Origin of the sequence: Pseudoalteromonas sp. ND6B, from assembly GCF_000764215.1 — a bacterium.
GTDB classification, from domain to species: Bacteria; Pseudomonadota; Gammaproteobacteria; order Enterobacterales; family Alteromonadaceae; genus Pseudoalteromonas; species Pseudoalteromonas tetraodonis.
On record NZ_JQFL01000001.1, the window covers coordinates 23,349 to 46,937 of the forward strand.

22 protein-coding genes are annotated in these 23,589 nt (G+C 40.8%); 7 read left to right on the forward strand and 15 right to left on the reverse strand.

From position 1 onward, the window contains the following. Window positions 1–43: 43 nt before the first annotated feature. The 4 genes from ND6B_RS18785 to ND6B_RS18770 form a co-directional block, all read right to left on the reverse strand. Window positions 44–520 carry a GreA/GreB family elongation factor gene (locus tag ND6B_RS18785; RefSeq protein WP_029609980.1) on the reverse strand — a complete coding sequence of 159 codons (477 nt, stop codon included), beginning with the start codon at window positions 518–520 and terminating at the stop codon, window positions 44–46. A 102-nt stretch (window positions 521–622) separates the two neighbouring features. Beyond that, window positions 623–1,552 (reverse strand): protein translocase subunit SecF, encoded by a 930-nt coding sequence (gene secF, locus ND6B_RS18780; RefSeq protein WP_016899961.1) that lies wholly within the window; start codon window positions 1,550–1,552, stop codon window positions 623–625. Continuing rightward, window positions 1,545–3,383 carry a protein translocase subunit SecD gene (secD, locus tag ND6B_RS18775; protein WP_016899962.1) on the reverse strand — a complete coding sequence of 613 codons (1,839 nt, stop codon included), beginning with the start codon at window positions 3,381–3,383 and terminating at the stop codon, window positions 1,545–1,547. The genes secF and secD overlap by 8 nt, the downstream gene beginning before the upstream one ends. A 108-nt stretch (window positions 3,384–3,491) precedes the next feature. After that, entirely contained in the window at window positions 3,492–3,953 is a 462-nt protein-coding gene (locus ND6B_RS18770) for a hypothetical protein (RefSeq protein ID WP_016899963.1), read from the reverse strand. A 112-nt stretch (window positions 3,954–4,065) separates the two neighbouring features. Here ND6B_RS18770 and ND6B_RS18765 point away from each other — a divergent pair, with 112 nt between their 5' ends. The 4 genes from ND6B_RS18765 to ND6B_RS18750 all read left to right on the forward strand — a co-directional run bounded on the left by ND6B_RS18765 (window position 4,066) and on the right by ND6B_RS18750 (window position 10,394). After that, a complete protein-coding gene (locus ND6B_RS18765; RefSeq protein WP_016899964.1) occupies window positions 4,066–5,856 on the forward strand; it encodes an ABCB family ABC transporter ATP-binding protein/permease in 1,791 nt (596 codons plus the stop codon). Between the two features lie 195 nt (window positions 5,857–6,051). Continuing rightward, window positions 6,052–8,130 (forward strand): M13 family metallopeptidase, encoded by a 2,079-nt coding sequence (locus ND6B_RS18760; RefSeq protein ID WP_013464828.1) that lies wholly within the window; start codon window positions 6,052–6,054, stop codon window positions 8,128–8,130. A gap of 199 nt (window positions 8,131–8,329) precedes the next feature. After that, complete coding sequence (locus ND6B_RS18755; protein ID WP_016899965.1) at window positions 8,330–9,043, forward strand: YebC/PmpR family DNA-binding transcriptional regulator; 714 nt, start codon at window positions 8,330–8,332, stop codon at window positions 9,041–9,043. Window positions 9,044–9,116: 73 nt separating this feature from the next. Beyond that, window positions 9,117–10,394, forward strand: a complete 1,278-nt coding sequence (locus ND6B_RS18750; protein WP_016899966.1) for a protein kinase — start codon at window positions 9,117–9,119, stop codon at window positions 10,392–10,394. 45 nt (window positions 10,395–10,439) lie between these two features. Here the strand turns inward: ND6B_RS18750 and ND6B_RS18745 are convergent, their stop codons facing one another. From ND6B_RS18745 to glk, 6 genes are all read right to left on the reverse strand, one after another. Beyond that, window positions 10,440–11,564: a sterol desaturase family protein gene (locus ND6B_RS18745; RefSeq protein ID WP_016899967.1), complete on the reverse strand. Its 1,125-nt coding sequence runs from the start codon at window positions 11,562–11,564 to the stop codon at window positions 10,440–10,442. Between the two features lie 134 nt (window positions 11,565–11,698). After that, window positions 11,699–12,703 carry a type I glyceraldehyde-3-phosphate dehydrogenase gene (gap, locus tag ND6B_RS18740; protein WP_013464824.1) on the reverse strand — a complete coding sequence of 335 codons (1,005 nt, stop codon included), beginning with the start codon at window positions 12,701–12,703 and terminating at the stop codon, window positions 11,699–11,701. After that, complete coding sequence (gene eda, locus ND6B_RS18735; protein WP_013464823.1) at window positions 12,700–13,332, reverse strand: bifunctional 4-hydroxy-2-oxoglutarate aldolase/2-dehydro-3-deoxy-phosphogluconate aldolase; 633 nt, start codon at window positions 13,330–13,332, stop codon at window positions 12,700–12,702. Before eda ends, gap begins: the two co-directional genes overlap by 4 nt. Window positions 13,333–13,365: 33 nt before the next feature. After that, on the reverse strand, window positions 13,366–15,216 hold the full coding sequence (gene edd, locus ND6B_RS18730; RefSeq protein WP_029609981.1) for a phosphogluconate dehydratase: 1,851 nt from the start codon (window positions 15,214–15,216) through the stop codon (window positions 13,366–13,368). A gap of 339 nt (window positions 15,217–15,555) precedes the next feature. Next, window positions 15,556–16,569, reverse strand: coding sequence for a LacI family DNA-binding transcriptional regulator (locus ND6B_RS18725; RefSeq protein ID WP_008110549.1), 1,014 nt, complete (start codon window positions 16,567–16,569; stop codon window positions 15,556–15,558). Window positions 16,570–16,598: 29 nt separating this feature from the next. Continuing rightward, the gene (glk, locus tag ND6B_RS18720) at window positions 16,599–17,597 is read right to left on the reverse strand and encodes a glucokinase (RefSeq protein WP_016899969.1); all 999 of its coding nucleotides are present in this window, start codon (window positions 17,595–17,597) and stop codon (window positions 16,599–16,601) included. A 290-nt stretch (window positions 17,598–17,887) separates the two neighbouring features. Here glk and ND6B_RS18715 point away from each other — a divergent pair, with 290 nt between their 5' ends. Both ND6B_RS18715 and ND6B_RS18710 read left to right on the forward strand, forming a co-directional pair. Then, window positions 17,888–18,904, forward strand: coding sequence for a LacI family DNA-binding transcriptional regulator (locus ND6B_RS18715; RefSeq protein WP_013464820.1), 1,017 nt, complete (start codon window positions 17,888–17,890; stop codon window positions 18,902–18,904). Between the two features lie 285 nt (window positions 18,905–19,189). Continuing rightward, complete coding sequence (locus ND6B_RS18710) at window positions 19,190–19,822, forward strand: trimeric intracellular cation channel family protein (RefSeq protein ID WP_016899970.1); 633 nt, start codon at window positions 19,190–19,192, stop codon at window positions 19,820–19,822. Between the two features lie 9 nt (window positions 19,823–19,831). Here the strand turns inward: ND6B_RS18710 and ND6B_RS18705 are convergent, their stop codons facing one another. The 5 genes from ND6B_RS18705 to ND6B_RS18680 all read right to left on the reverse strand — a co-directional run bounded on the left by ND6B_RS18705 (window position 19,832) and on the right by ND6B_RS18680 (window position 23,176). Next, the gene (locus tag ND6B_RS18705; RefSeq protein ID WP_033102486.1) at window positions 19,832–20,071 is read right to left on the reverse strand and encodes a DUF3955 domain-containing protein; all 240 of its coding nucleotides are present in this window, start codon (window positions 20,069–20,071) and stop codon (window positions 19,832–19,834) included. Window positions 20,072–20,180: 109 nt separating this feature from the next. Continuing rightward, a complete protein-coding gene (locus ND6B_RS18700; protein WP_033102487.1) occupies window positions 20,181–20,606 on the reverse strand; it encodes a GNAT family N-acetyltransferase in 426 nt (141 codons plus the stop codon). A 27-nt stretch (window positions 20,607–20,633) separates the two neighbouring features. Beyond that, window positions 20,634–21,281 (reverse strand): membrane protein insertase YidC, encoded by a 648-nt coding sequence (gene yidC, locus ND6B_RS18695; RefSeq protein WP_033102488.1) that lies wholly within the window; start codon window positions 21,279–21,281, stop codon window positions 20,634–20,636. A 640-nt stretch (window positions 21,282–21,921) separates the two neighbouring features. Then, the gene (locus ND6B_RS18685; protein WP_033102490.1) at window positions 21,922–22,266 is read right to left on the reverse strand and encodes a DUF6508 domain-containing protein; all 345 of its coding nucleotides are present in this window, start codon (window positions 22,264–22,266) and stop codon (window positions 21,922–21,924) included. An 82-nt stretch (window positions 22,267–22,348) separates the two neighbouring features. Further along, complete coding sequence (locus tag ND6B_RS18680; protein ID WP_033102491.1) at window positions 22,349–23,176, reverse strand: TIR domain-containing protein; 828 nt, start codon at window positions 23,174–23,176, stop codon at window positions 22,349–22,351. A gap of 275 nt (window positions 23,177–23,451) precedes the next feature. Here ND6B_RS18680 and ND6B_RS20520 point away from each other — a divergent pair, with 275 nt between their 5' ends. Next, the gene (locus ND6B_RS20520; RefSeq protein WP_327077507.1) at window positions 23,452–23,568 is read left to right on the forward strand and encodes a phage integrase N-terminal SAM-like domain-containing protein; all 117 of its coding nucleotides are present in this window, start codon (window positions 23,452–23,454) and stop codon (window positions 23,566–23,568) included. Window positions 23,569–23,589 lie beyond the last annotated feature (21 nt).

Genomic DNA, 23,589 nt, shown 5'->3' on the forward strand with positions numbered 1-23,589 from the left:
CGAGATGCTGCGTCTCAGCGTAAGAGACAAATAAATACTACATTCAAAGCACTTTAACCACATCGTAACTATGTTTTACATCACCGAGTGTTAAACTAACTTCATCATCGACTTGTTTACCTAATAACTGTTGGCCTAATGGTGCACCAGAGGTAAGTACTTGAATAGTTGTGCCTTTAATATCAACGGTTAATCCACCAGCTGCTGGGCCTAAATAAAACCATTTTTGTGTGCCTACATCATCTTCTAAACACACCAATGAACTGACTGCTATTGTGCCTGTAACGACGTCGTTGTAGATGGCTTCAAATAGTTGTATTTCTTTATAACACTCATTCACCCGATCAGCGTGACCTTGCGCTAAATACGCAGCTTCAAGCCCGAGCGTATCATATTGAGTTTCTGCAATGCTTTCTTCGTGAGTCGCGGTATCGTGGGCTGTTTTAGCTGCAATTTTCGCAGTATTGAGCTGCTCTTCTAAGGCAAAACGCAGGTGCTCTGTAACATGGGCTTTATTCATTTGGAAATTCACTAAATACGGTAAAAATAATTTTGCCATTTTAGCATTGTTGCTACACCTAACACTATCTCTTTGCTGTGTAACAACAATGCTGATTTAAGCCTATGGCATATCCATTAATGCCTGCGTTTGCTGATCCACTTGCTTATCGTAGTTTTTAGCACTTAACCCAAGTAGCTCGGGTAATGTTGCAGCAATACAAATGGACGATAACGTGCCTACGACTATTCCTGCAAACAGAGCAATTGCAAATCCCTGCAGCGGCGCCCCTGCTAACAGCCAAACACTGGCCACCGTTGCGAGCGTAGTCCCGGAGGTAATAAGCGTACGAGTTAAGGTGCTTTTAATAGCACTGTTGATAATACTGCTTGGTTTGAGTGTGATGTTTGTTGGTATGCGCAACAGCTCGCGCACCCTATCTCCAACTATTATTGAGTCATTTAGTGAGTAGCCAATAATCGCCAACAAACTGGCTAAAACAGTTAGGTTAAACTCTATTTGTAACCATGAGAATAAGCCAACCACCAGCACTAAGTCATGAAATAAAGCCACCACAGAGCCTAATGCCAAACGCCATTCAAAACGAACAGCTAAATAAATCATTACCGCGACCATCGCAGCAAATAATGCTAAGCAGCCTTGTTCAAATAGTTCATCACCCACTTGAGAGCCAATATAAGCCGATGATAAAACCTCAGCATTTATAGTTGGGTTTTGGCTAATAGCCGTTTTCCAGTCATCGTTATTGCTTGTATTATTGGGGCCTTGTGTTAGTTGAAAATGATTATTGCCCTGTGCTGTTAGCTCAAATTCACCCTGATGATTTTTTGCAATAAATTGCTCAAGCTGTTTTAGTTCAACACCTTGGCTGGTGGTAAACTCTGTTAAGTATCCACCCGTAAAATCAAGGCCAAAGTTTAGCCCTTTTTGTGCAATGGTGAATACCGACAACAACACAAATATGGCGCTGATCAGCATGCCTGTATAACGTATACGAGACCCTGCCTCACATTTTAAAAAAGAATTAAGCATGCGCGTTTACTCCTGCTTTTTTACCCAGCTTTAAATATAAGCTTTGGCTTAAATATTTCGATACATACACACCAGTAAATACCGATGTGATAAGTCCCAGCGCCAGCGTTATAGCAAAGCCTTTTACAGGGCCATAACCTATGCCATATAAAATAATCGCGGTGATCATCGTGGTAATATTGGCATCTAAAATCGTATTCGCAGCTTGTTTATAGCCCTCTTGTATCGCTTGATATGGAGGACGTCCTTTGCGGCGCTCTTCTTTAATGCGTTCAAATATAATCACGTTAGTATCAACTGCCATTCCTATGGTTAGCACCAAACCTGCAATACCAGGAAGTGTTAAAACCACCCCAGGTAATAATGACATTAACCCCACTAAAGACGTTAAATTTAAAACTAACGCAACATTTGCAATAAGCCCTAAACGACGATACCACAGCGCCATAAAGGCAAGCGTTAACCCCATGCCTAACATTAACGCCGCCAACCCATTGTTAATGTTGTCTTGGCCAAGGCTTGGACCAATAGTTTGTTCATGTACTATGGTCACTGGCGCAGTAAGCGATCCTGCACGGAGTAATAGCGCTAAATCGGCAGCCGCTTGCTGGCTTTGCATATTGGTTATACTAAAGCGTGAGCTTAAATGCTGGGCTATATTCGCCACATTAATGACTTCGCTTTTTTTAACCACTTCACCTTTAGCATTTTGTGAATACTCTGAATAGAGCGTTGCCATCGGCTTGCCTATATTCGCCTTAGAAAACGCCGACATAGCATCGCCACCTTGGCTATCTAGGCTCAGTTGTACTAAAGGTTTACCCCAGTCATCACGGCCAATATTGGCATTATTAATGTGCTCACCAGTAAAAATAGGCACAGGGTCGAGCTTAATAGTCCCACCCGATTGCAAATTAAATGTTTGTCCGCCAATCTCTTTAAGTTGATAAAACCCAAGTGACGCGGTAGCACCAATAATACGTTTTGCCTCGGCTGGATCTTGGACGCCGGGTAGCTCAATGCGAATGCGCTGCTTACCTTGGCGCTGTGTAACCGCCTCGGTAATTCCTAACTCTTCAATGCGTGAGCGAAGCGTAGTGAGTGTTTGGCTCATGACTTGTTTATCAAATGCGCTGCGCCCTTGCTCAGAATAACTCACTTTAACGACCTGTAAGTTGCCATGAGTTGATGTGGTTATAGTTAGATTTTCAAAGCGGCTTTTAAGGTCGCTAATAACTGAGGTTAGCTTTTCAGCTGCATTTTCTAATGCACTTATTTCAAAGCCTTGGTTAGTTTGCTTTGCTTTAACACCATAGGCTTTTTGTTTAACAATAATGGCTTTCGTTTGCTGGTAAGCACTGAGTAATTGCTCATCAATGGCTTTATCTAAATCAACATCAAGTACAAACAATACTCCGCCGTTTAAATCAAGACCCAGCTTTATGGGCGATAGACCAAACTCTTGTAACCAAATAGGGCTGGTTGCATGTTCTACAATTTTAACTTGTGTGTTTGGGTAATTCGATTTTATAGCCGCTTGAGCTTGGGCACTTTGCGTAGGTGTATTTAAAAGCACATTAATTGTTGCTTGGTTTTCTACCCCTTGGCTGACCTCAAACCCTTGGCTATTTAAAAAGCGCACTATGTTTTCAGTACTTGGTATTGCTTGTGTTTTAACCTCAGGTGCGGCACTAATATGCAACCACGATTTATTCGGGTATAAATTAGGTAAAGCGCTTATTGCCAGTAAAACCAATACAACCAACATGGCTACATAGCTTAATTTAAATTTAGCCATAAATGGCTTTTTTTGTTTTTTAAAACTTAACATAGTTGTTCCTTATTACTAGGCATAGCTCAGTAACGTACCTATTAGGCACAATTAAAATTAAGGTCAAAACGCGATGCGTTAAAACCAATTAACGATAATTAAGGAACTTTAAGCGTGGTAGGTGGTTACAGCGGTGTATAACAGATTCGCATCTTTCCAGCCGCTCAAGCGCGACTTTTTACTTTTAAAAACCCAAGTATACCAAGGCTGATTTATGGTGACTGCTTGCGGTCGCAAAAAAATATGCCTACACCCATTTAGCGCAAAAAACTCATGCACTACATCGTATTCAGGATCGCCCTGCGCACTGTGTAAAAATAAAAATGAGTTATTGGCTGTTAGCCTAGGTTGATGCGCAGCAAACTCAGAATGCTTTGAGTTTTTATGCTGTAAATTACCTAGCGATTTTAAAGGTGTGGGAGCGATAGTTAAATTTTCGACATTAACAACATGGCTATAACTGCTTTGGTTACTGTTTAATTCGTGCTTTACGCCCATAGCATGGCTTTGCACACTAAAGAGTGCAGCAAAAAACAAGCATGTAGCTAAAAAAACGCGAAATTTTAACATCTGTCATTTAAAACTAAAATAAAGGATAGCTAGTATATAAGGGCAGCTAATTAAAATACAATAGCCAACATTAAGCTAATTCATTTATATAAAAACAATACTGAGATCCTCGATGCGCTCCAGACAAAGTTCAGTAAAACGCCCCGACGCTATGAATTTAAAACAAAGCATTCAAACTCTTTGGCCTTATATCACTAAATTTAAAGGGCGTGTGCTTATTGCCATATTATCGCTTGTGGGTGCTAAAGGCGCGACACTGCTTATGCCATGGGCTTTAAAAGAAATAATTGATGCGGTTGATAAATCAATTAACCCGCTACTGCTCGTCCCAACCTTATTACTCGTTATGTACGGCGCACTGCGATTTGCCAGCGTGTTTTTAGGTGAAGTACGCGATGCTGTATTTTCTCGAGTCACCGAGCATGCCATGCGTGATATTGGCCTTAAAGTATTTAAACATTTGCACTCGTTAGATTTAGCCTTTCATTTAAACAGGCAAACTGGCGGTATAAGTCGAGACATAGAGCGCGGCACCAGTGGTTTGAGCTTTTTAATGCGCTTTTTAATGTTTAATATTGTGCCCACGTTGTTTGAAATAATGACCGTGGCGATTATTTTTGGCACCTTATTTTCTATTTGGTTTGCGCTGATCACCCTACTTGCTGTGGCTATTTATATCTTTTTTACGGTGACGGTTACCCAATGGCGAAACCGCTTTATTCGCGAGTCAAATGCTGCCGACAACCAAAGTAACACCCGCGCCATCGACAGCTTATTAAATTACGAAACCGTTAAATACTTTAATAACGAAGAGTATGAAGCTAAAACTTACGATACGTTTTTAGCAACCTGGGAACAAGCACGATTAAAAAACAGACTCTCGTTACTGGCGCTAAATTCAGGGCAAGCACTCATAATTGCCTGTGCAATAACCGCATTAATGTGGCTTGGCGCAAGCGAAGTTGTCACGGGCGAGTTAACGATTGGTGAACTGGTGATGATCAATGCGTATATGATTCAACTCTTTTTACCGCTCAACTTTTTAGGGTTTGTGTATCGCGAAATACGCCGTGCCCTCACCGACCTTGAAAACATGCTCGGCCTGCTTAATACACAACCTAAAGTGGCGGATGCTTATGAGGCTAAAGAATTGGTCATTAAACAAGGTGAAATTAACTTTGATAAAGTAAGCTTTCACTACGACAGTAAAAGGCCTATTTTAAAAAGCATTAGCTTTAATGTTGCTGCCGGCTCAAAAGTCGCGATTGTGGGTGCAAGTGGTGCAGGAAAAAGCTCATTAGCCCGATTACTGTATCGCTTTTATGAGCTGTCATCAGGCACTATTAGCATAGATAAACAAGCAATTAATACAGTTACTCTTGCAAGCTTGCGTAAAGCCATTGCGATAGTCCCCCAAGATACTGTGCTGTTTAATAGCACCATCCGTGAGAATATTGCCTATGGCAGACCCTCAGCAACTGAAGATGAAATAAATAAAGCAATTAACATGGCGCACTTAACCGACTTTATAAATAGCTTAGACAAAGGCGATAAAACCCTCGTCGGTGAGCGCGGGTTAAAAGTCTCAGGGGGTGAAAAACAACGGATTGCCATTGCCCGTGCTATTTTAAAGCAATCACCCATCTTAATCTTTGATGAAGCAACCTCTGCGCTCGACTCTCATGCAGAGCAAGCTATTTTAAAAGCAATGCGTGAAGTGGCAAATGATCACACCAGTATTGTTATTGCACACCGACTTTCGACCATAACCGATGCAGACTCAATTATTGTTTTAAAAGCTGGTGAAATTATTGAACAAGGCAAACACCAAGAACTACTAAATCAAAACGGTGAATATGCCCGTATGTGGGCATTACAGCAAAAGCAGTCAAAGGCGCAATAAACTAAGCCGCTCAAGAACGATTGAAGTAGTTGAGTGTTTTTTGCTATTTTCGATAGTATTTTATTCATCTTATCGACCGGTAAGGTTATTCACCTCAAAAGGTTTGTTTGAAGTGAAGTTATCAATACAATCAAATAGCTATTTTTATAACAAAAATATAACGAATTAAATAACGTGAATTCATAGGGGAAAGTAATGAAAAAAAGTTTAATTGCAGCGGCACTCGCCGCTACATTTATTACCGGCTGTTCAGAGCCACAAACTACAAAAACTGAGCAAGTCGCAGCCGTCGCTGAAAAACCACAAGCAACTGAGCAAGCTGAATTAGGCACTTTTGGGGTTGATTTAACTGCCCGCAATGAAGCTGTAAAACCAGGCGATGACTTTTTTATGTATGCCAGCGGTTCATGGTACGACAACTACGAAATGCCAGCAGATAAAACACGCTATGGTGCGTTTTCTGCGTTAGCTGAACGCAGTGAAGAGCGTGTAAAAGAAATTATTGAAGATATTGCAGCACGTGACAATTTAAATGCAGAAGAGCAACTAGTTGCTGATTTTTATAATTCGTACATGGATACCGACACGCTTAATAAGCTTGGTGTGACTCCCATTAAGCCATTGCTTAACGATATTAACGCTGTCGACTCAACTGATGACTTAGCAAAAATCTTTGGTAATTCATGGCTCACTGGTGTTAGCGCCCCAATTGGTGGTGGTATGTGGTTTAACCGCTTAGATCCTAATAAATACGAAATGTCGTTAGGTGCTGGTGGTTTAGGCTTACCTGATCGTTCATATTACCTTGAAGATGCAGAGCGTTTTGTAAAAACTCGTGAAGCCTATGTTGCACATATTGCCGACATGCTTAAATTTGCTGGTGTTGAAAATACCACTGAACGTGCACAAGCAATTTTAGCGCTAGAGACAAAAATTGCAGAAGGTCATTGGCCACGTGAAAAACGCCGTAATCGTGACATAACGTTAAACCAAATAAAACGCGACGAGTTAAGTACCCAGTACCCTGGATTTAATTGGGATTTATACTTTGCGCAAACAGGTTACAAAGTACCGCAGCTAAACGTGTCGCAGCCTGAACCTGTAAAGGCCATGATTGATTTAATCAACAACGAAGATATAAGCGTATGGAAAGACTACCTAACATACCATGCAATTAATGGTAACGCTGGGCTGTTGTCAGAAGACATATTTAACACCAGCTTTGCTTTCTTTGGTAAAGAGTTAAATGGTCAACAAGAGCCTCGTCCGCGCTGGAAACGTGCGATCAGCCAAATGTCAGGCACTAGTTCACTAGGCTTTGCGATTGGTAAAATTTATGTAGATCGTTACTTCCCTGAGTCATCGAAGCAGCAAATGTCTGAGCTGGTTGAAAACTTACGCACAGCCCTTGGCGAGCGTATTGATAACCTAGATTGGATGGGCGCAGAAACAAAAGTAAATGCGCGTGCAAAATTAGCGGCGTTTGTGCCAAAAATTGGTTACCCAGACGAATGGCAATCTTACGAAGGCTTAAGTATTAGCAAAAATGATTTAATGGCTAATGTAAAAAATATGCGTGAGTTTTTCCAAGCCGATAGCGTTGAAAAAGAGCTTAAGAAAACCGACCGCAATCGCTGGGGTATGACACCACAACGTGTAAATGCTTATTACAATAGCTCATTTAATGAAATTGTATTTCCTGCCGCTATTTTACAACCGCCGTTTTTCGATCCAAATGCAGATCCTGCGGTAAACTACGGTGGTATTGGTGCCGTGATTGGCCACGAAATGGGCCATGGCTTTGATGACCAAGGGTCAAAATCAGATGCTAATGGCATACAACGTAACTGGTGGACTGACGAAGACCGTGCTGCTTTTGATGCTAAAGCCGACAAACTGGCGGCTCAGTACAGCAAATATGAGCCAATTCCGGGTAACTTTGTAAATGGCCGCAACAGCTTAGGTGAAAATATTGGTGATGTAGGTGGTTTAGCCATGGCTTATCATGCTTACAAACTAAGCCTAAATGGTAAAGAAGCCCCTGTGATTGATGGTGTAACCGGTGATCAACGTTTCTTCTTAGCGTGGGCACAAGTATGGAAAGAAAAACGTACTGAGCAAAGCATGTTAAACCAATTACGTGGCGGTACGCATGCGCCAGGCCGCTTTAGAGCACAAGCTCCTCGTAACCACGACGCTTGGTACAAAGCATTTGATGTAAAACCAGGTGATGAGTTGTACTTACCAGAAGACGAACGTGTTCGTATTTGGTAATCCCCTGACAACCCTTCATTGATTGTAAGGTATTAAACAACCCGCTTCGGCGGGTTGTTTTATTTTCCATTCATAATAACTGTTCCCCCCGTTACTTAGTAATCAATCTCAATACTTACTAGCCCTGCCCCGCATTTACCTTTAGAATATGGGCTTGCAAATTTTTTCAATTATTTATACATATTAAGGCGAAACGCAGATGGGAAGAGCTTACCAAAACAAAAAAGATTCAATGGCTAAAACTGCGGGTGCTAAAACTAAAGTTTATTCAAAATACGGTAAAGAAATTTATATTTGTGCTAAAAACGGCGGTGTTGATCCAGACGGTAACCTAGCACTGCGTCGTTTAATTGAACGCGCTAAAAAAGATCAAGTACCGGCTCACGTAATTGAACGCGCCATTGATAAAGCCAAAGGCGGCGGCGGTGAAGACTATGCAGCTACGCGCTACGAAGGTTACGGCCCAGGTAATTGCATGATTATTGTTGACTGTTTAACCGACAACAACAAACGTACCTTTGCTGATGTACGTGTATGTTTTACTAAAGCAAACGCTAAAATTGGCGCACAAAACTCGGTATCACACTTATTTGATCACCTTGCTATTTTTGTATTTGACGGTGACGACGATGAAACTGTTCTTGAAGCGCTAATGATGGCTGACGTTGATGTAACCGATGTAGAAGTAGAAAACGGTAAAGTGACCGTATTTGCTCCACACACTGAATACAACAATACGCGTACCGCACTTGAAGAAATGGGTGTGACAGAATTTGACGAAGACTTAATTGCCTTTGTACCCCAAGTAGAAGCCCCTATTGAAGGCGAAGATGTAGAAGTGATGGAACGCTTTTTAGCCATGCTTGAAAATTGTGACGACGTACAAAACGTGTACCACAACGCACAATTTTAAGCGTTAAAGCTTAATCGTGTTTAAAGGCCAACTTAGTTGGCCTTTTTGTTGATTTTAAAATGGATTATTAATTTTGAATACCCTTTCACAACTTCGCAGCGGCCAATTACATGGTGCAAAACACCTACAATTAGTTGAAGCGCTAAGCCACTTTCCAGAGGAAATTTTTACCCTCGCGGATACCCTCGAAGTCTTGGATTTATCTAATAATAACTTATCTGATTTACCTGATGAATTTGCCTGCTTAACAAAATTAAAACGACTGTTTTTATCGTTTAATCAGTTTAAACATATACCTAAAATACTTGCTAAGTGCCCTGCTTTGATCATGGTTGCATTTAAAGGTAATTACATCACTGAATTTGCAGATCACTGCCTACCTAAAGCGATTGAATGGCTTATTCTTACAGATAATAAAATAGCTAAGCTGCCTGCAACATTTGGACAATACACTGCGCTTAAGAAGCTGGCATTGGCAGGTAATCAGCTCAGTGAGCTACCAATAAGCATGGCAAACTGCCATAACCTGGAACTAATTAGGCTCTCTGCAAATCAGTTAACTCAAATTGATGATTGGCTATTTGAACTACCAAAGCTGACTTGGCTTGCATTTGCAGGTAATTGCTTTAATAAATCACAGTGCCTTACCCAATCAAATTTAGCCAATAAACCACTGAGTGACTACTCGCTCAGTAAAGTAATAGGCCAAGGCGCATCAGGGATTATCCATCTTGCTTATTCAACGAATAAAGAGCCGGTTGCTGTTAAGTTATTTAAAGGGACTATTACAAGCGATGGTTACCCGCTGGATGAAGTTAGTTGCTGCTTGCAAGCGCTTGAGCATCCAAACTTAATTAAAGTACTGGCTTACATTGAACAACAGCAACAGCTTGGTTTAGTGATGGAGTTAATTGATACAAGCTTTACGAATCTTGGCTTACCGCCCAGCCTTGATACCTGTACTAGAGATACATTTGAAAGCGATTGCCACTACTCTACCCACGCAATTTATGCCATAGCGCAGCAAATGGTTAGCACTATGGCCCACTTGCACCAGCACAATATAAGCCATGGTGATATATATGCGCACAATACCATGGTTGACCCGCACGCGCGTGTGCTGTTTGGGGATTTTGGCGCGGCCACTGATCTTACTATGCTCAGTGACTATCAACGTCAACAAATGCAGTTAATAGAAGTGCGTGCTTTAGGGTGTTTAATCGAGGATTTACTCACAACCTGCCAAGAGCAAAGCGCTGAAGTCATGCACTTAAAACATATTGCACAGCAATGCATGAGCAAAAATATCGCACAGCGGCCAACACTTAGCGCATTAGCTGACTTTTTATAGTGGTTATGCGGCCATTAATATTATGGCCGCAAGCTAGAATGAACACTATTTTTGTTTTTTAAACGGGTAAATTTGTTGCTTTAGCATACCTACAGGCATGTAATCACCCACAACCCCATATTCTTTAGGCCACTCTGCTTGCCCTTTTACTACAGTCCCAAACAAGTAATCTAAAAACGAAAAATGAGCTGCGTAATTTCTATCAATTGCGGCTTTATCGGATGCGTGATGCCAATGATGAAACTGCGGTGTAACTATAAAATACTTTAACCACCCAAATTTTACATTTACGTTAGCGTGATTAAATACCGCTTGAAAGCCTACAATAATAACGTACAAACTAATAATTTGCTGTGAAAAACCCAGCACAAATATAGGCGTTAACACTAAACTACGGGTAACCAGTATTTCTAAAATGTGCTGACGAGAGCCTGCGAGCCAGTCCATTTCTTTGGCACTGTGGTGCACACCATGAAATCGCCATAAAAAGGGGACTTCGTGATACGCACGATGTGTCCAATACTGCATTAAATCAGCCACCAAAATAATTAAAAATAGCTGCAGTATAAACGGCATTTGCGCTATGTAACCTTGTAATGTGCTCGACACCGCCCAACCAAAACCATAATGAACAAAATGATTAGTAACCAGTAATACAAAGCCCACTATTAGATGATTGACAAAGAAATGGTTTAAATCCCCGCGCCATTCACTACGCAGTATTTTTTGCTCTTTTCGATGCGGAAGTAGTTTTTCAATTAAAATAAAAATTAAGGTTGAGCCTAATAAGTCTAATATAAACCAATCTAAGCCAATATAAGGGGTGTTATCGGCAAAGTCATTCACTTCAACATTCGGGCCGCCAAAGCCAATTGCCAGTACAATAAAAAACCACGCAGTCGCCCCCAAGCGCTTATTGGTATTTCGTACAAAATTAAGTAAACCCAGGCTTCCTGAGATAATAAGGGCAACAAACATAAGTTGACGTAAAAACTCGACGCTATAACTTTTACGCAATTCTGGAGTCGTTAAATATTCAGGGAAGTGGAATGCAAGCACTCCCAAGCAACTTAATATTGCCAAAAAGCAAGCAATATAACCGCTGATATTACCCTCACCAATTTGCAAGTGACTGGTGCGAAATATTTTTTTAGTGACGTGTTTTAGCATTATTTTCCTTAATATAATATGCAGTCCCTATTCTAGTGCGCATATTCTAGCAAATTTTGGGCTAACTAAAACACAAAAAAAGCCACGCAATGCGTGGCTTGGCTGGATAAAGCTAAATTAACTACACGGAAAATTTATAAATAGGCACCCAGCGCTTTAACTTGATCTAACATGCGGTTTGAGAAACCCCATTCGTTGTCGTACCACGCCATTACTTTAACTAATTTACCATCAGCACGTGTTTGCGTTGCATCAAAAATAGATGAAGCTGGGTTATGGTTAAAGTCGATAGAAACAAGCGGCAGCTCGTTGTACTCTAAAATACCTTTCATTGGCCCTTCTGAGGCTGCTTTAACCACTTGGTTAATTTCTTCAATGCTTGTGTCACGTTTAGCAATAAACGTTAAATCAACTAACGACACATTAATTGTAGGTACACGTACCGCCATGCCATCTAATTTACCTGCCAGCTCAGGCAATACTAAACCAACCGCTTTTGCAGCGCCCGTTTTAGTTGGGATCATAGATTGAGTCGCACTACGCGCGCGGTATAAATCTGGGTGGTATACGTCAGATAAATTTTGATCGTTGGTGTAAGCATGAATAGTAGTCATGCTACCTTGTTCAATCCCTACCGTATCGTTTATTGCTTTGGCCACTGGTGCTAAACAGTTAGTTGTACACGACGCGTTTGAGATGATATTGCTATCGGCATTAATTACATCGCTGTTTACACCATGAACTACCGTTGCATCCATATCTGTACCAGGTGCCGATACCACTACTTTTTTAGCACCGGCTTCAATATGCTTATTAGCCGCTTCACGTGACGTAAATAACCCTGTACATTCAAGTACTATGTCAACGTTTAACGCTTTCCACGGTAAATTAGCAGGATCGCGTTCTTGCGTTAAGGTGATCACATCATCGCCAATTAACATGGTGTTGTCTTTAAGCGTTACTTGCTGTGAAAAACGACCATGTACTGAGTCAAACTGAGTCAGATGAGCATTTACATTGGCTGGGGCTAAATCGTTAATAGCCACAATTTTAATTTCATTATTTTGCGCTGATTCATACAGTGCACGTAATACATTACGACCAATTCGGCCGTAGCCATTAATTGCTACATTAATCATTTTTGACTCCTATTAACTTCACATGCTTGGCGAGCAAGCGTTTCAATAGCTTGCCAGTCTTTATTTTCAATAAGTTGCTTATCTAACATCCAGGTACCACCTACACAAATAACATTGTTAAGTGCTAAGTAATCAGGTGCGGTTGCTAAACTAATGCCACCGGTTGGACAAAAAGTAATATCAGGTAATGGGCCGCCAATAGATTTAAGCATAGCAGCACCGCCTGCAGCTTCTGCAGGAAAAAACTTTAAGAATTTGAAACCATGAGCAGCTAAGTTCATCACTTCGCTTGGGGTCGCTGCACCGGGTAAAAATGGAATAGTAGACTCTTTTGCCAGCGCTAATAACTCATCGCTAACACCTGGGCTTACCATAAAGTCAGCACCCGCCTCTACTGATGCGTTAAAGCTTGCTTTATCAACCACAGTACCTGTACCAACATAAGCTTCGGGCACTTCTGCTTTCATTAGCTTTACAGCCTCAGCTGCAATGGGTGTACGCAGTGTAATTTCAAGTGCTTTTAGGCCACCGTTATATAACGCTCTTGCAAGTGGTGCTGCATCTTCTAATTTTTCGATTACCACCACTGGCACTACCGGTGCCGATGCTAAGATTTTTTCAATACTCATTACTTGTTCCTCATTACCCAATATGGCTAATTATTATTCAAGTCCAAAAGCACTTGCACCTAAATCGGCACTGCTTACTATGTTTCTAAATCCAGTAAATAATTCACGACCTGTACCAAACGTTTGGCTTGCTTGGCTAATTTGTAGCTCACGCTGTGCAAGCTCTTCATCGCTAACATGCAGTTTTAAAATACCATTTGGCGCATCTAGAGTAACAATATCGCCTTCATGAATTTTAGCAATAATCCCACCTTCAACCGCTTCAGGTGCTAAATGGATTGCCGCTGGTACTTTGCCTGATGCGCCCGACATACGACCGTCGGTAACAATAGCCACTTTATAGCCCTGATCTTGTAATGTTGCCATTACCGGTGTGAGCTTATGAAGCTCAGGCATGCCTTTGGCTTTTGGCCCTTGCTCTTTAAGTACAGCAATAAAATCTTGGTTAAGTTCGCCACGGCTATAGGCATCCTGTAACTCACCTTGTGAGCTAAATACTTTAGCCGGTGCCGACACCACTTGATGAGACTCTGCAACCGCAGAGACTTTAATAACCGCTTTACCTAAGTTACCCGTTAGTAGCTGTAAACCACCTTGCTTACTAAATGGGTTACTTACTGGGCGAAGTACTTCTTCATCATGTGAGTTTTCTGGACACGCTACCCATTTAACTTTGCTTGGGCCGTTCGCATCACTCATAATTAGGTTGTCGTCTTTATCGAGTAGTGGCTCACACATGTAAGGTGCAAGACCTTCGCCTAAAATAGTGGTTACGTCTGTATGAAGGTAACCAGCGCCTGCTAATTCACGCATTAAGAAGCCCATTCCGCCGGCTGCTTGAAAGTGATTAACATCTGCTGAGCCATTAGGGTAAATACGCGTCAGTAATGGAACAACCGCTGATAAATCAGACATGTCTTTCCATGTAACTTGAATACCGGCCGCTTTAGCAATCGCCACAATATGGATTGCATGATTGGTTGAGCCACCTGTTGATAACAAGCCAACTAAGCCATTAATTATGGTTTTTTCGCTGATCACATCAGCTAAACACGGGCCATCTTTGTTTTCAGTAAGCTGCTTAAGCATGGTTTCAACCGCATTACCGGTTAAGCCATCACGCAGTTCTGTGTATGGGTTTATAAACGAGCTACCTGGTAAGTGTAAGCCCATTATTTCCATCAGCATTTGATTTGAGTTAGCGGTACCATAAAACGTACAGGTACCCGCACTGTGATAAGAAGCGCTTTCAGCTTCTAGTAGCTCTTCACGAGATACCAGTCCTTGTGCAAACTTTTGACGAACACGTGCTTTGTCTTTGTTTGGAATACCTGATTGCATAGGCCCTGCTGGTAAAAAATACACAGGTAAGTGACCAAATGATAAAGCACCAATTAATAGGCCTGGGACAATTTTGTCACATACGCCTAAACAAAACACACCATCAAACACGTCATGCGATAACGAAACCGCAGTAGACATAGCAATAACGTCACGAGAAAAAAGCGATAGCTCCATGCCATCACGCCCTTGCGTAACACCATCACACATCGCAGGTACACCGCCAGCAACTTGCGCGGTGGCGTCAAATTTAGTGGCAATGCTTTTAATTAAATCGGGGTATTCTTTATAAGGCACATGTGCAGATAACATGTCGTTATATGAATTGATAATTGCAAGGTTTGGCACCTCGTCTGCTTTTAAACGCGCTTTGTCATCGCTGCTACACGCAGCCATTACATGAGCAATATTGCCACAGCCTAATCCAGCACGAACTCTTGTTTGTTTTTTTGCGTGCGAAATACGATCTAAATAGGCTTGACGGGTTTGTTTACTGCGCTCAATAACGCGATCTGTGACTTCTTGAATTCGAGGGTGCAACATAATTTTACTCATCTCTATTCGTTAGAGGATAAAGGCTCAGTAACAATTATAGACTCCACGAAAATAACTGTACTGAGCATCTTTGACTTACCCGTTCAAAGGTACGCTACCAGGGAGCCTCTCACAACAACCCTGACACCGGTGTCAGGGTATTAACGCATGACATTGACACCGGTGTCAACCCTGAGTCATAAAAATAGCCAATTTTTTAACATGTACAATAAATAAACGTGAATTTTTAGTGAAATACCAGCAAGCAAATAATGAAAATTAAAAGTACAGACAAAAAAAAGCCCGAGTAAGCGTCACTCATACTCGGGCTACTGTGAAAAAAGGGTTTTATTTTACGGCTGCAGTTGACTCTCGAGTGATTAATTTTGCTTCTAAAATCACTTTATATGGCGACTCTTGCGGCTCAATAATATGGGTGATCAATTGAGTAACGGCTTGTTTTGTCATTTCTTCTACAGGTTGCGCTATGGTGGTCAGCCCAGGCCAAATGTGGCGCGCTATTGGTGCATTATCAAACCCAGCGATAGAAATATCATCAGGTACACGTAAGTTACGCTGCGTGGCTAATTTGAGCACTGCCGCTGCCATGTAGTCATTTGATGCAAATACAGCGGTAGGACGAGGCGATAAATCTAAAATACTACGCGCACTGTCTACCCCTGAATGGTAACTAAAGTTACCCTCTTCAACTAAGCGTTCGTTAAATTCAATGCCATGAGTTGTTAATGCGCGCCTGTAACCTTTAAAACGCTGCTCAGTGGCACTGTGATCTGGGTGACCTTTAATAAACGCGATAGACGTATGTCCTAGGTTTATTAAATGCTCGGTAATTTCAAACGCACCCTGCTCGTCGTTGCTGGTCACAGAAATAGAATCATCATCTAAAATTGCAGAAGCGACTCGAGCATAAGGGATTTTTTTCGACTTTAAAAAATCTACCAACTCGCCAAAATCACAAAATGGCGGGGTTAATACTAAACCGTCAAGGCGTGATGACTGCAATAACTGCTCAATATTGTTAATGAGTGCATCGCCCCTGAGCTCACAAGGATGAATAAGCAAGTTATAGTTGTTCTCTTGGCAGGCAGCCAGTGCGCCTGTTTGCACACGGGTGATATAACTTTTACTGGGGTTATCGTAAATGCAACCAATGATAAAGCTGCGATTTTGTGCAAGGCCGCGTGCAATTGGGTTTGGGGTGTAATCTAGCTCTTTAAATACGGCTAACACTTTTTCGCGTGTAGCTGCACTGACATTAGGCTCATTGTTGAGTACTCGCGATACGGTTTTTTTAGAAACACCTGCATGACTGGCAACGCTGTTTATAGTGACTTTTTTCATCTATTTATTTCCAAACCTATGCAAAGCGATTAATCCTGTTGACTCGTATGTAAACACGCGGCAGCTCCAATTAATGGGATGTTGTCTTGTGTTACTAACGTCACCGGAATTTGACCTGTGTACTGCGACATAATGCCTTTTTGCGAAAAGCGCTCAATAAAGCGACTTTCAAGTAAACGAGCTTGCATGCGTGGTAAAATTCCACCGCCAATATAAAGGCCGCCTAAGGCGCCGTAGGCCAATGCTAAATCGCCCGCAACACTGCCAATCCAGTCACAAAATTGATTAAGCGTTGCATCACACACTTCACATTCACCGCTATTGGCTAAGCTACTAATTTGTGCGGCATCTAGATTTTTTGCCGCCACCCCTTTAACCGCAGCCATGGCTTTATACAAATGAGCAATGCCAGGGCCCGAAAATACCGTTTCTACCGATACATGAGGGTGATCTTTTTTGAGTTCTTGAATAAGTTGAGCGTCGAGTTGGTTAACGGCTGCTAAGGAAATATGCCCGCCTTCTGAACTCATTACCGCGCACGAATGTGCGGTTCTCACTAAGCACGCTGCACCAAAACCAGTGCCTGGGCCCATTACACCTATATTGGCAGACTCATCCGCTTGACCAGGTTTAACAGTGACATTTTGTGAAGGATCTAAATACGGTGCTGCGTAGGCAAAAGCAGCAAAGTCATTTATAACGCTTAATTGAGCAAGGTCAAAGTGGTGTTTAAAATCATTAACGCTAAAGTGCCAACCTAAATTAGTTAAATGAACTTGCCCTGCATTTATAGGGCCTGCTACTGCAAGGCATGCGCGTTTAGGGGTTATATGAGACACTGTTGATAAGTAGTACTCGGTAGCACTTTCGAGCGATCCATAGTTAGCACTGGGAAAAGTATGATTATGCTCAATGGTAAATTGATTACTTGATTCGTCGAACCCAGTGATCAACGCAAAACGAGCATTTGTGCCGCCAATATCGGCAACCAGAATAGGATCAAAGTGTGTGCTAGAGTGTAAACCCATAGTGTTATCTCTTTTGTTTAAGTAATGAGTACTTATTATTTTAATGGGGTATCATTGATACTTATTTACTTTGAGCTATCACCTCAAAGCAGCTATCACTGTAAAAAATGCTACCTTTAATAATAAAGGTAGCTAATACGTTTTGACAACAAAATGATAAAACGCCCGTATTGTGACACCGGTGTCATGAAAAAATCAATAAAAAAATGCCTTTATTGACAAATAAGCTTGAAAAAAATCACTAATAAACGAGAATATCCCCTTATTGTCCTCTTAAGTAAGTAATCGTGATGAAAGGTAAAGCCACCTCGTTTGATATAGCCCACTATGCTGGGGTGTCTCAATCTACAGTTTCCCGTGCTTTACGAAATAGTCCACTGGTAAATGACGAAACACGAAGACGTGTTCACGATATTGCTAAAAAACTTAATTACAAAGTAGACAAAAACGCCAGTAACCTTCGCACTCAACAAAGCAGTACCCTAGCATTGCTGTTGTTTGAAGACCCAACCTCAGATGAATCACAAATCAATCCGTTTTTTTTAGCTATGCTGGGCAGTATTACTCGTGCCTGTGCAAAAGAAGGTTATGATCTACTTGTTTCATTTCAATCAGCCAGCGCTGATTGGCAAGCAGACTACGAAGACAGCCATCGAGCAGATGGAATAATCTTATTAGGCTATGGCGACTACATTGATTTTCAACCAAAATTTAATACCTTGCTTGAACAAAACACTAAATTTGTTTGTTGGGGAGCAAGCGTTGATAACCGCCCTGATTTAACTATAAGTTGCGATAATTATGGCGGTGGTAAACTTGCCGCTGAGCATTTACTGGCGCATAACCGAACTGATTGTGCATTTATTGGCGATGCCTCTGATCACAGCCCTGAGTTTTTTGCCCGTTTTAATGGCTTTAAAGACGAACTACAGCAAAACGGTGTCACCTTAAATGATCGTAAAATTGCCAATGCAATTTCTACCGAAGAATCTGGCTATCACGCCACGCGTTCGTTAATTGCTAATAACATCACCTTTAATGCACTTTTTGCTGCCAGCGACCTTATAGCAATAGGCGCAATACGGGCATTAAAAGAAGCCAATATTAACGTGCCAAAAGATGTAGCCGTAATAGGTTTTGATAATATTTCTATTGCAAGTTACATTAATCCGCCGCTCACAACCATAGAGCAAAACACCACTATAGCGGGGCAAATGTTAGTTGAAAACTTACTCAAATTAATTCGTGGTGAGCAAGTACAAAGCACCCTACTGCCCCCGCGTTTAATTGCGCGCGGCTCAAGTTAACTCATTGCGTGAGGCCATCCTTTAAAAAGTAGCCAAATCCCCCTCCTCTTACCCTTATATTTATTTGGGCTTTATTGGGTTAATTGCGGTCATTTGTCCTTGCTGTTTTTACCAGCAAACCAGAAGTGCTCTTTAGATTAACAGCCTATTCACACCTTGCTATAACATTAGTTTTTTTAATCTGAAAGTGGCTGTTTTTAATGTAATTTTTCACTCGTCAATGCACTATTTTATCTCTACAATCGCACTTTTATTTTTGCTCTTAAAAGTTTAAGTGACTATTTCATGCTACTCACTATTGTTTACATCATCGGAATTACAGCAGAAGCCATGACCGGTGCACTCAGCGCTGGGCGCAGAAACATGGATTGGTTTGGGGTTATGCTAGTAGCTAGTGCCACAGCCATTGGGGGTGGCAGCGTACGCGATATTTTACTTGGCAATTACCCGTTAACGTGGGTTAAACACCCAGAATATTTACTGATCACATGCGTGGCGGGTATTGTTACAACTTGGCTAGCAAAATGGGTGGTTAAATTTAAAGGCATATTTATGCGTTTAGATGCCTTAGGGCTTGCCGCATTTAGTATTATTGGCTCCCAAGTAGGGCTTAATATGGGTTTGCACTATGGTATTTGTGTGGTCGCTGCTATTGTGACCGGCGTATTTGGTGGATTATTGCGTGATTTAATTTGTCGCCAAGCACCACTGGTATTACACCATGAACTCTACGCAAGCGTAGCGCTGATAGTTGCGTGTTTATACTTAGCACTCCATCACTACAACATTGACGACAATATCAGCGTGGTTGCAAGTTTAGTTGTTGGGTATTTTATACGCATGGCATCAGTTCGTTTTAAATGGCGCTTACCGACATTTAATTTATTAGAACCCGCTAACTTAAATAATGAGCAATAAACGCTGAGGTTAACTTTCCTCTGCCCTTGTGCTTTTAAAGAGCTCTATTACTTTGCGGGCTAATAAACTGGCCACAAAAAATAACCCCAAAGCAAAACACAGTATGCTCAAGGGCATAAACAAGCTTTCATGTAGAACACCATTATGATCAACATATTGATACAGACTGTGCTCTATCAGCATAAAACCCGTGCCAAGCAATAAAAAGCAAACACTCAATGTGGCTGTTTTGTTTGTAAAAAAGCGCATAATCTATCCATAACTATTTTATTAAATTGTCGGGATAGCAGTTTGAATGAGCGAATATTAATCTACAGTGACTGAGCAACATTAATTTTTAAAATAAAAGTCACGCTCATTAAACTAAGCTTTTAGACATATAATAAAACCTGTCGTCTTCTTTATCTATGCTGAAACCTGAACGTGTGTAAAGCTTGTGCGCAGGGCTTATTTTAAAAACGCGAAGCCTAAGTTGCATAGCACCTCTGTGCACAGCTAAACGAGAACACTCACTAATTGCTGCAGCACCAATACCCATATTTTGAAACGCAGCATCTACTTGTAAGTCACGTATATAGCAACCCTCATCATCGAAAGCCAAGCGCATTGCACCCACTAAATCGCCATTTAACAAAACATCCCAATTTTCAAGGTCTGAAATTTGCTCACATATTTTAAGTTGCTGCCAATCAACACCATAATACTCATAATATCCACGCATGTTGGTGTAGGTTAACTGTGCAGAAGCCATTAAATCGGCTGTGGGTTGATAACACATATTCATTATTGCCATTCCTTTGTTTAGCGACTTTTACAAAGCATGCTGCGGCTGATGGTTTTTAAAATACTTATTTACTAATAATGACTGCAATAAGCTAGTACTACTTGATGTAGCCCAGTATAAGCCAATTGCAGAAGGAAAATTAACGAGAGTAACCACACAAATAATTGCGGGAATTAGGAACAATAAAGTGCTGGTTTGTTCTGCGCTACCTGGCATCATCATAGATAAATATGTAATAGCCCCCACTAATAACGAAAGCGCAATATCAGGCTTTGCAATACTGGTAATCCAAGCAAATTTACTATTCAATACAATTTGTTGCAGAGCTTGAAAAGTTCCAAGGCCAAATACCCCTTGGCTTGCCATATTAATCACACTTTTTTTATCTATAAATTTAATATTGTGCTTTTTATACAGAGCCATAGTTAATTTTACGATTTCACTGGGCTGGTCTTTATAGTTGCTTTTTATGCTATCTAGCTCAGGTTTTAGGGCGGCAATTGCTTTTTTATTTCTAACCATGTTAACCATAGCAACAAGGTTAATCGGCATTAAAACTAATCGTCCAATAACGGTAAACAAAATAATTGCAACCGCTTGGCTTACGCCCACTTCTTGGGTAAAAAAGGTGATTGATTGCACAATAAAATCAGTAAATAAATTCCAAATTTCCATTTTAGTTTTCCTTTTAATATTATGTATTAAAAGTAACCATCACGACATATTATGTCAATGGTTTATTTTAAACTAAAAATGGGTTGCTATGTTCTAGAGTCAACTTAAACGGGGGGAAAGAGCAAAAATCGACTCTAAACCTTATTAGTAATCTTACCAAATACCACTTAAGTTTGCCGCATTGAAAAACACGCCAATTACTAGTGGTAATGTAAACGAAGCCATTAGGCAACGAACAAATAGCAATTGCCAATTTGTGAGCTGTTTAAGTTGAGATTGTAGGACTAAACTACGTAACCTTAAAATAGAACTTACGATAGTTAAAACTAACACAAACCACCAAAAGCTCTGATTTATTATTTGGGTATTGTAAGCAACTCCGTAAATTCCTACACAACAAGTAAGGGCTAAGAACCACTCTGCAAACCAACTTAACTGATAATAACGACTTCTAACAAACCAAAAAACTCTTAGCCAAAGAGTAAAGAATAAGTAAGTCGTCAAAATCCAAAATACGTACTTGAATACTTCCATGTTCTCTCTTAAAGCTAATGCCACAATAAACAGCAAGTAATAGCTTGCTAAATTAGCAAGGAACGAGCGCGTGCCGAGCTATACGCGTCCTTATTAAAATTGTTTTTTAGGTTTTCGTAAGTACGTATGCTCGGGATATAACTAAAGGAAAAAAATCTTCTTTTAAAAGTACAGCCCATTGTCCATCACCAAAACGTTCAATACGATTCGCATTTGTTAGTACATTACATAAGTTATCAGGGGAAGCATTATCTATATTGGACATGATTTTTTCTACTTCACGTGGGTCATAATCAATTTTAAACCATGGGGGAGCACATAGAGCATTCATAAATTTAGAAATAACTTCAGGATATTTAGGGTAACCACCTAAGTATTCTATATCATGTAACGCCTCCTTAGCCTGCCTATAGTCTTTTTCAAGTTTTTCCACATCACTTTTTGAAAACATACATCCTCTATGAAAATATAACGCCGCCAGCAGGGGCCGAAAACCAAAGCGAAGCGGTCCCTCTGGATGGTCTTGTTAGCCTTTATATCAGGTCATTCATATCAATTTTGTAACCTGACTGCTTCATCTCTTTTGCAAGCTGAAGATGCCAAGCCGAAGCTTCATCAATATTGATGTAGACAACTCCGCTAATATCATTAGGCAACTCAATTGACGCTTCAACTAGAGCTGCAACATTTTCTCTGCCAAGCTTGCCTATAAGGTAGCCATGTTCAAACACAACATTTTGCCGTGCTCTGCCATTTAGTTCTTCTGGCTTGCTTTTGACATTACCAAGGTCGTCGGGCGTGTATAAAACTATGGCAAAACCCACATCAGAATAATGCACGATTTTTTCTATGATAGTTCTTCCAGAACTGGCCTTTTCATGAAGAATGATTGCCTCTAGGCCTAGTTTTTCAACAAACCTTGCTGCCTTTGACTGGGCAGTTTCATCATGACCATGGACAATAAAAACTTTGCTTTTATCTAATGGCTTTTCAACTGTTGCATCAGTTTTAGAGACCAAGTCCTTTTTGTACCCTGGCGGACCTTCGATGAATTCATCTGTAACATCATCAGCTCTACTTACCGCGGTGTGCGTATACGAAGGACCTCCGATGATAGCTACCGATGAATTCATTTTTTCAGCTCGTATGGCTGGAATATAAGACTCTACTGTTCTTTCACTTCGAGAAATTCTAATTCTCTCAATATCTTCAGGTTCGACAGTTTTACCGTTGATCAATATTGCCTTTCCTTGCTCATAGGGTTCAACATATCGAGCTATTAGCTGCTCCCGAGTAAGGTCAGTCTTGTTCTCTCCATATCTCTTATCTGATTTTGGCTTAATTCTTACGTGATAAAACACTTTGTCTCCGATATGTTGTGAGGCTAACAATTTTTTATAGTGCGCGCGTCGCGCACCTTTCTGCCGATGTCACGCTCATGTATTAATAAATCATTTTTAACAAATAACGTAATGTATTGCCAACTATAATTTTTTATTGACGCTAAAGAGATTCTGAAAAAAGAAAGTGCGCTCGTCGCTCATCTTCTTGAATATGGGAGCACAACAACCATTCTGTATATAAATACAGTATAGTTATTGAGTATATAAAAACGCGTTCACCATTTTTAAATTACATCGCAGAATATATGTTGGTACATCAGTATTCATTACGTACCGTGGACACCTACCTGAGGTGGATTGCATCTTATATTCATTTTCATGATAAGTGCCATGACGCCAGAAGAAGTTAAGCGACTTATGATTCATTAAAA

Bases quoted from the DNA above. Each gene is read 5' to 3' on its own strand.
- ND6B_RS18710 (WP_016899970.1), top strand. From the start codon at position 19,190: ATGCTACTCACTATTGTTTACATCATCGGAATTACAGCAGAAGCCATG.
- eda (WP_013464823.1), bottom strand. From the start codon at position 13,332: ATGAGTATTGAAAAAATCTTAGCATCGGCACCGGTAGTGCCAGTGGTG.
- ND6B_RS18725 (WP_008110549.1), bottom strand. From the start codon at position 16,569: ATGAAAAAAGTCACTATAAACAGCGTTGCCAGTCATGCAGGTGTTTCT.
- ND6B_RS18785 (WP_029609980.1), bottom strand. From the start codon at position 520: ATGAATAAAGCCCATGTTACAGAGCACCTGCGTTTTGCCTTAGAAGAG.
- glk (WP_016899969.1), bottom strand. From the start codon at position 17,597: ATGGGTTTACACTCTAGCACACACTTTGATCCTATTCTGGTTGCCGAT.
- ND6B_RS18760 (WP_013464828.1), top strand. From the start codon at position 6,052: ATGAAAAAAAGTTTAATTGCAGCGGCACTCGCCGCTACATTTATTACC.
- ND6B_RS18705 (WP_033102486.1), bottom strand. From the start codon at position 20,071: ATGCGCTTTTTTACAAACAAAACAGCCACATTGAGTGTTTGCTTTTTA.
- ND6B_RS18685 (WP_033102490.1), bottom strand. From the start codon at position 22,266: ATGTTTTCAAAAAGTGATGTGGAAAAACTTGAAAAAGACTATAGGCAG.
- ND6B_RS18700 (WP_033102487.1), bottom strand. From the start codon at position 20,606: ATGAATATGTGTTATCAACCCACAGCCGATTTAATGGCTTCTGCACAG.
- ND6B_RS18755 (WP_016899965.1), top strand. From the start codon at position 8,330: ATGGGAAGAGCTTACCAAAACAAAAAAGATTCAATGGCTAAAACTGCG.
- secF (WP_016899961.1), bottom strand. From the start codon at position 1,552: ATGCTTAATTCTTTTTTAAAATGTGAGGCAGGGTCTCGTATACGTTAT.
- ND6B_RS18770 (WP_016899963.1), bottom strand. From the start codon at position 3,953: ATGTTAAAATTTCGCGTTTTTTTAGCTACATGCTTGTTTTTTGCTGCA.
- ND6B_RS18715 (WP_013464820.1), top strand. From the start codon at position 17,888: ATGAAAGGTAAAGCCACCTCGTTTGATATAGCCCACTATGCTGGGGTG.
- secD (WP_016899962.1), bottom strand. From the start codon at position 3,383: ATGTTAAGTTTTAAAAAACAAAAAAAGCCATTTATGGCTAAATTTAAA.
- ND6B_RS18765 (WP_016899964.1), top strand. From the start codon at position 4,066: ATGCGCTCCAGACAAAGTTCAGTAAAACGCCCCGACGCTATGAATTTA.
- yidC (WP_033102488.1), bottom strand. From the start codon at position 21,281: ATGGAAATTTGGAATTTATTTACTGATTTTATTGTGCAATCAATCACC.
- edd (WP_029609981.1), bottom strand. From the start codon at position 15,216: ATGTTGCACCCTCGAATTCAAGAAGTCACAGATCGCGTTATTGAGCGC.
- gap (WP_013464824.1), bottom strand. From the start codon at position 12,703: ATGATTAATGTAGCAATTAATGGCTACGGCCGAATTGGTCGTAATGTA.
- ND6B_RS18745 (WP_016899967.1), bottom strand. From the start codon at position 11,564: ATGCTAAAACACGTCACTAAAAAAATATTTCGCACCAGTCACTTGCAA.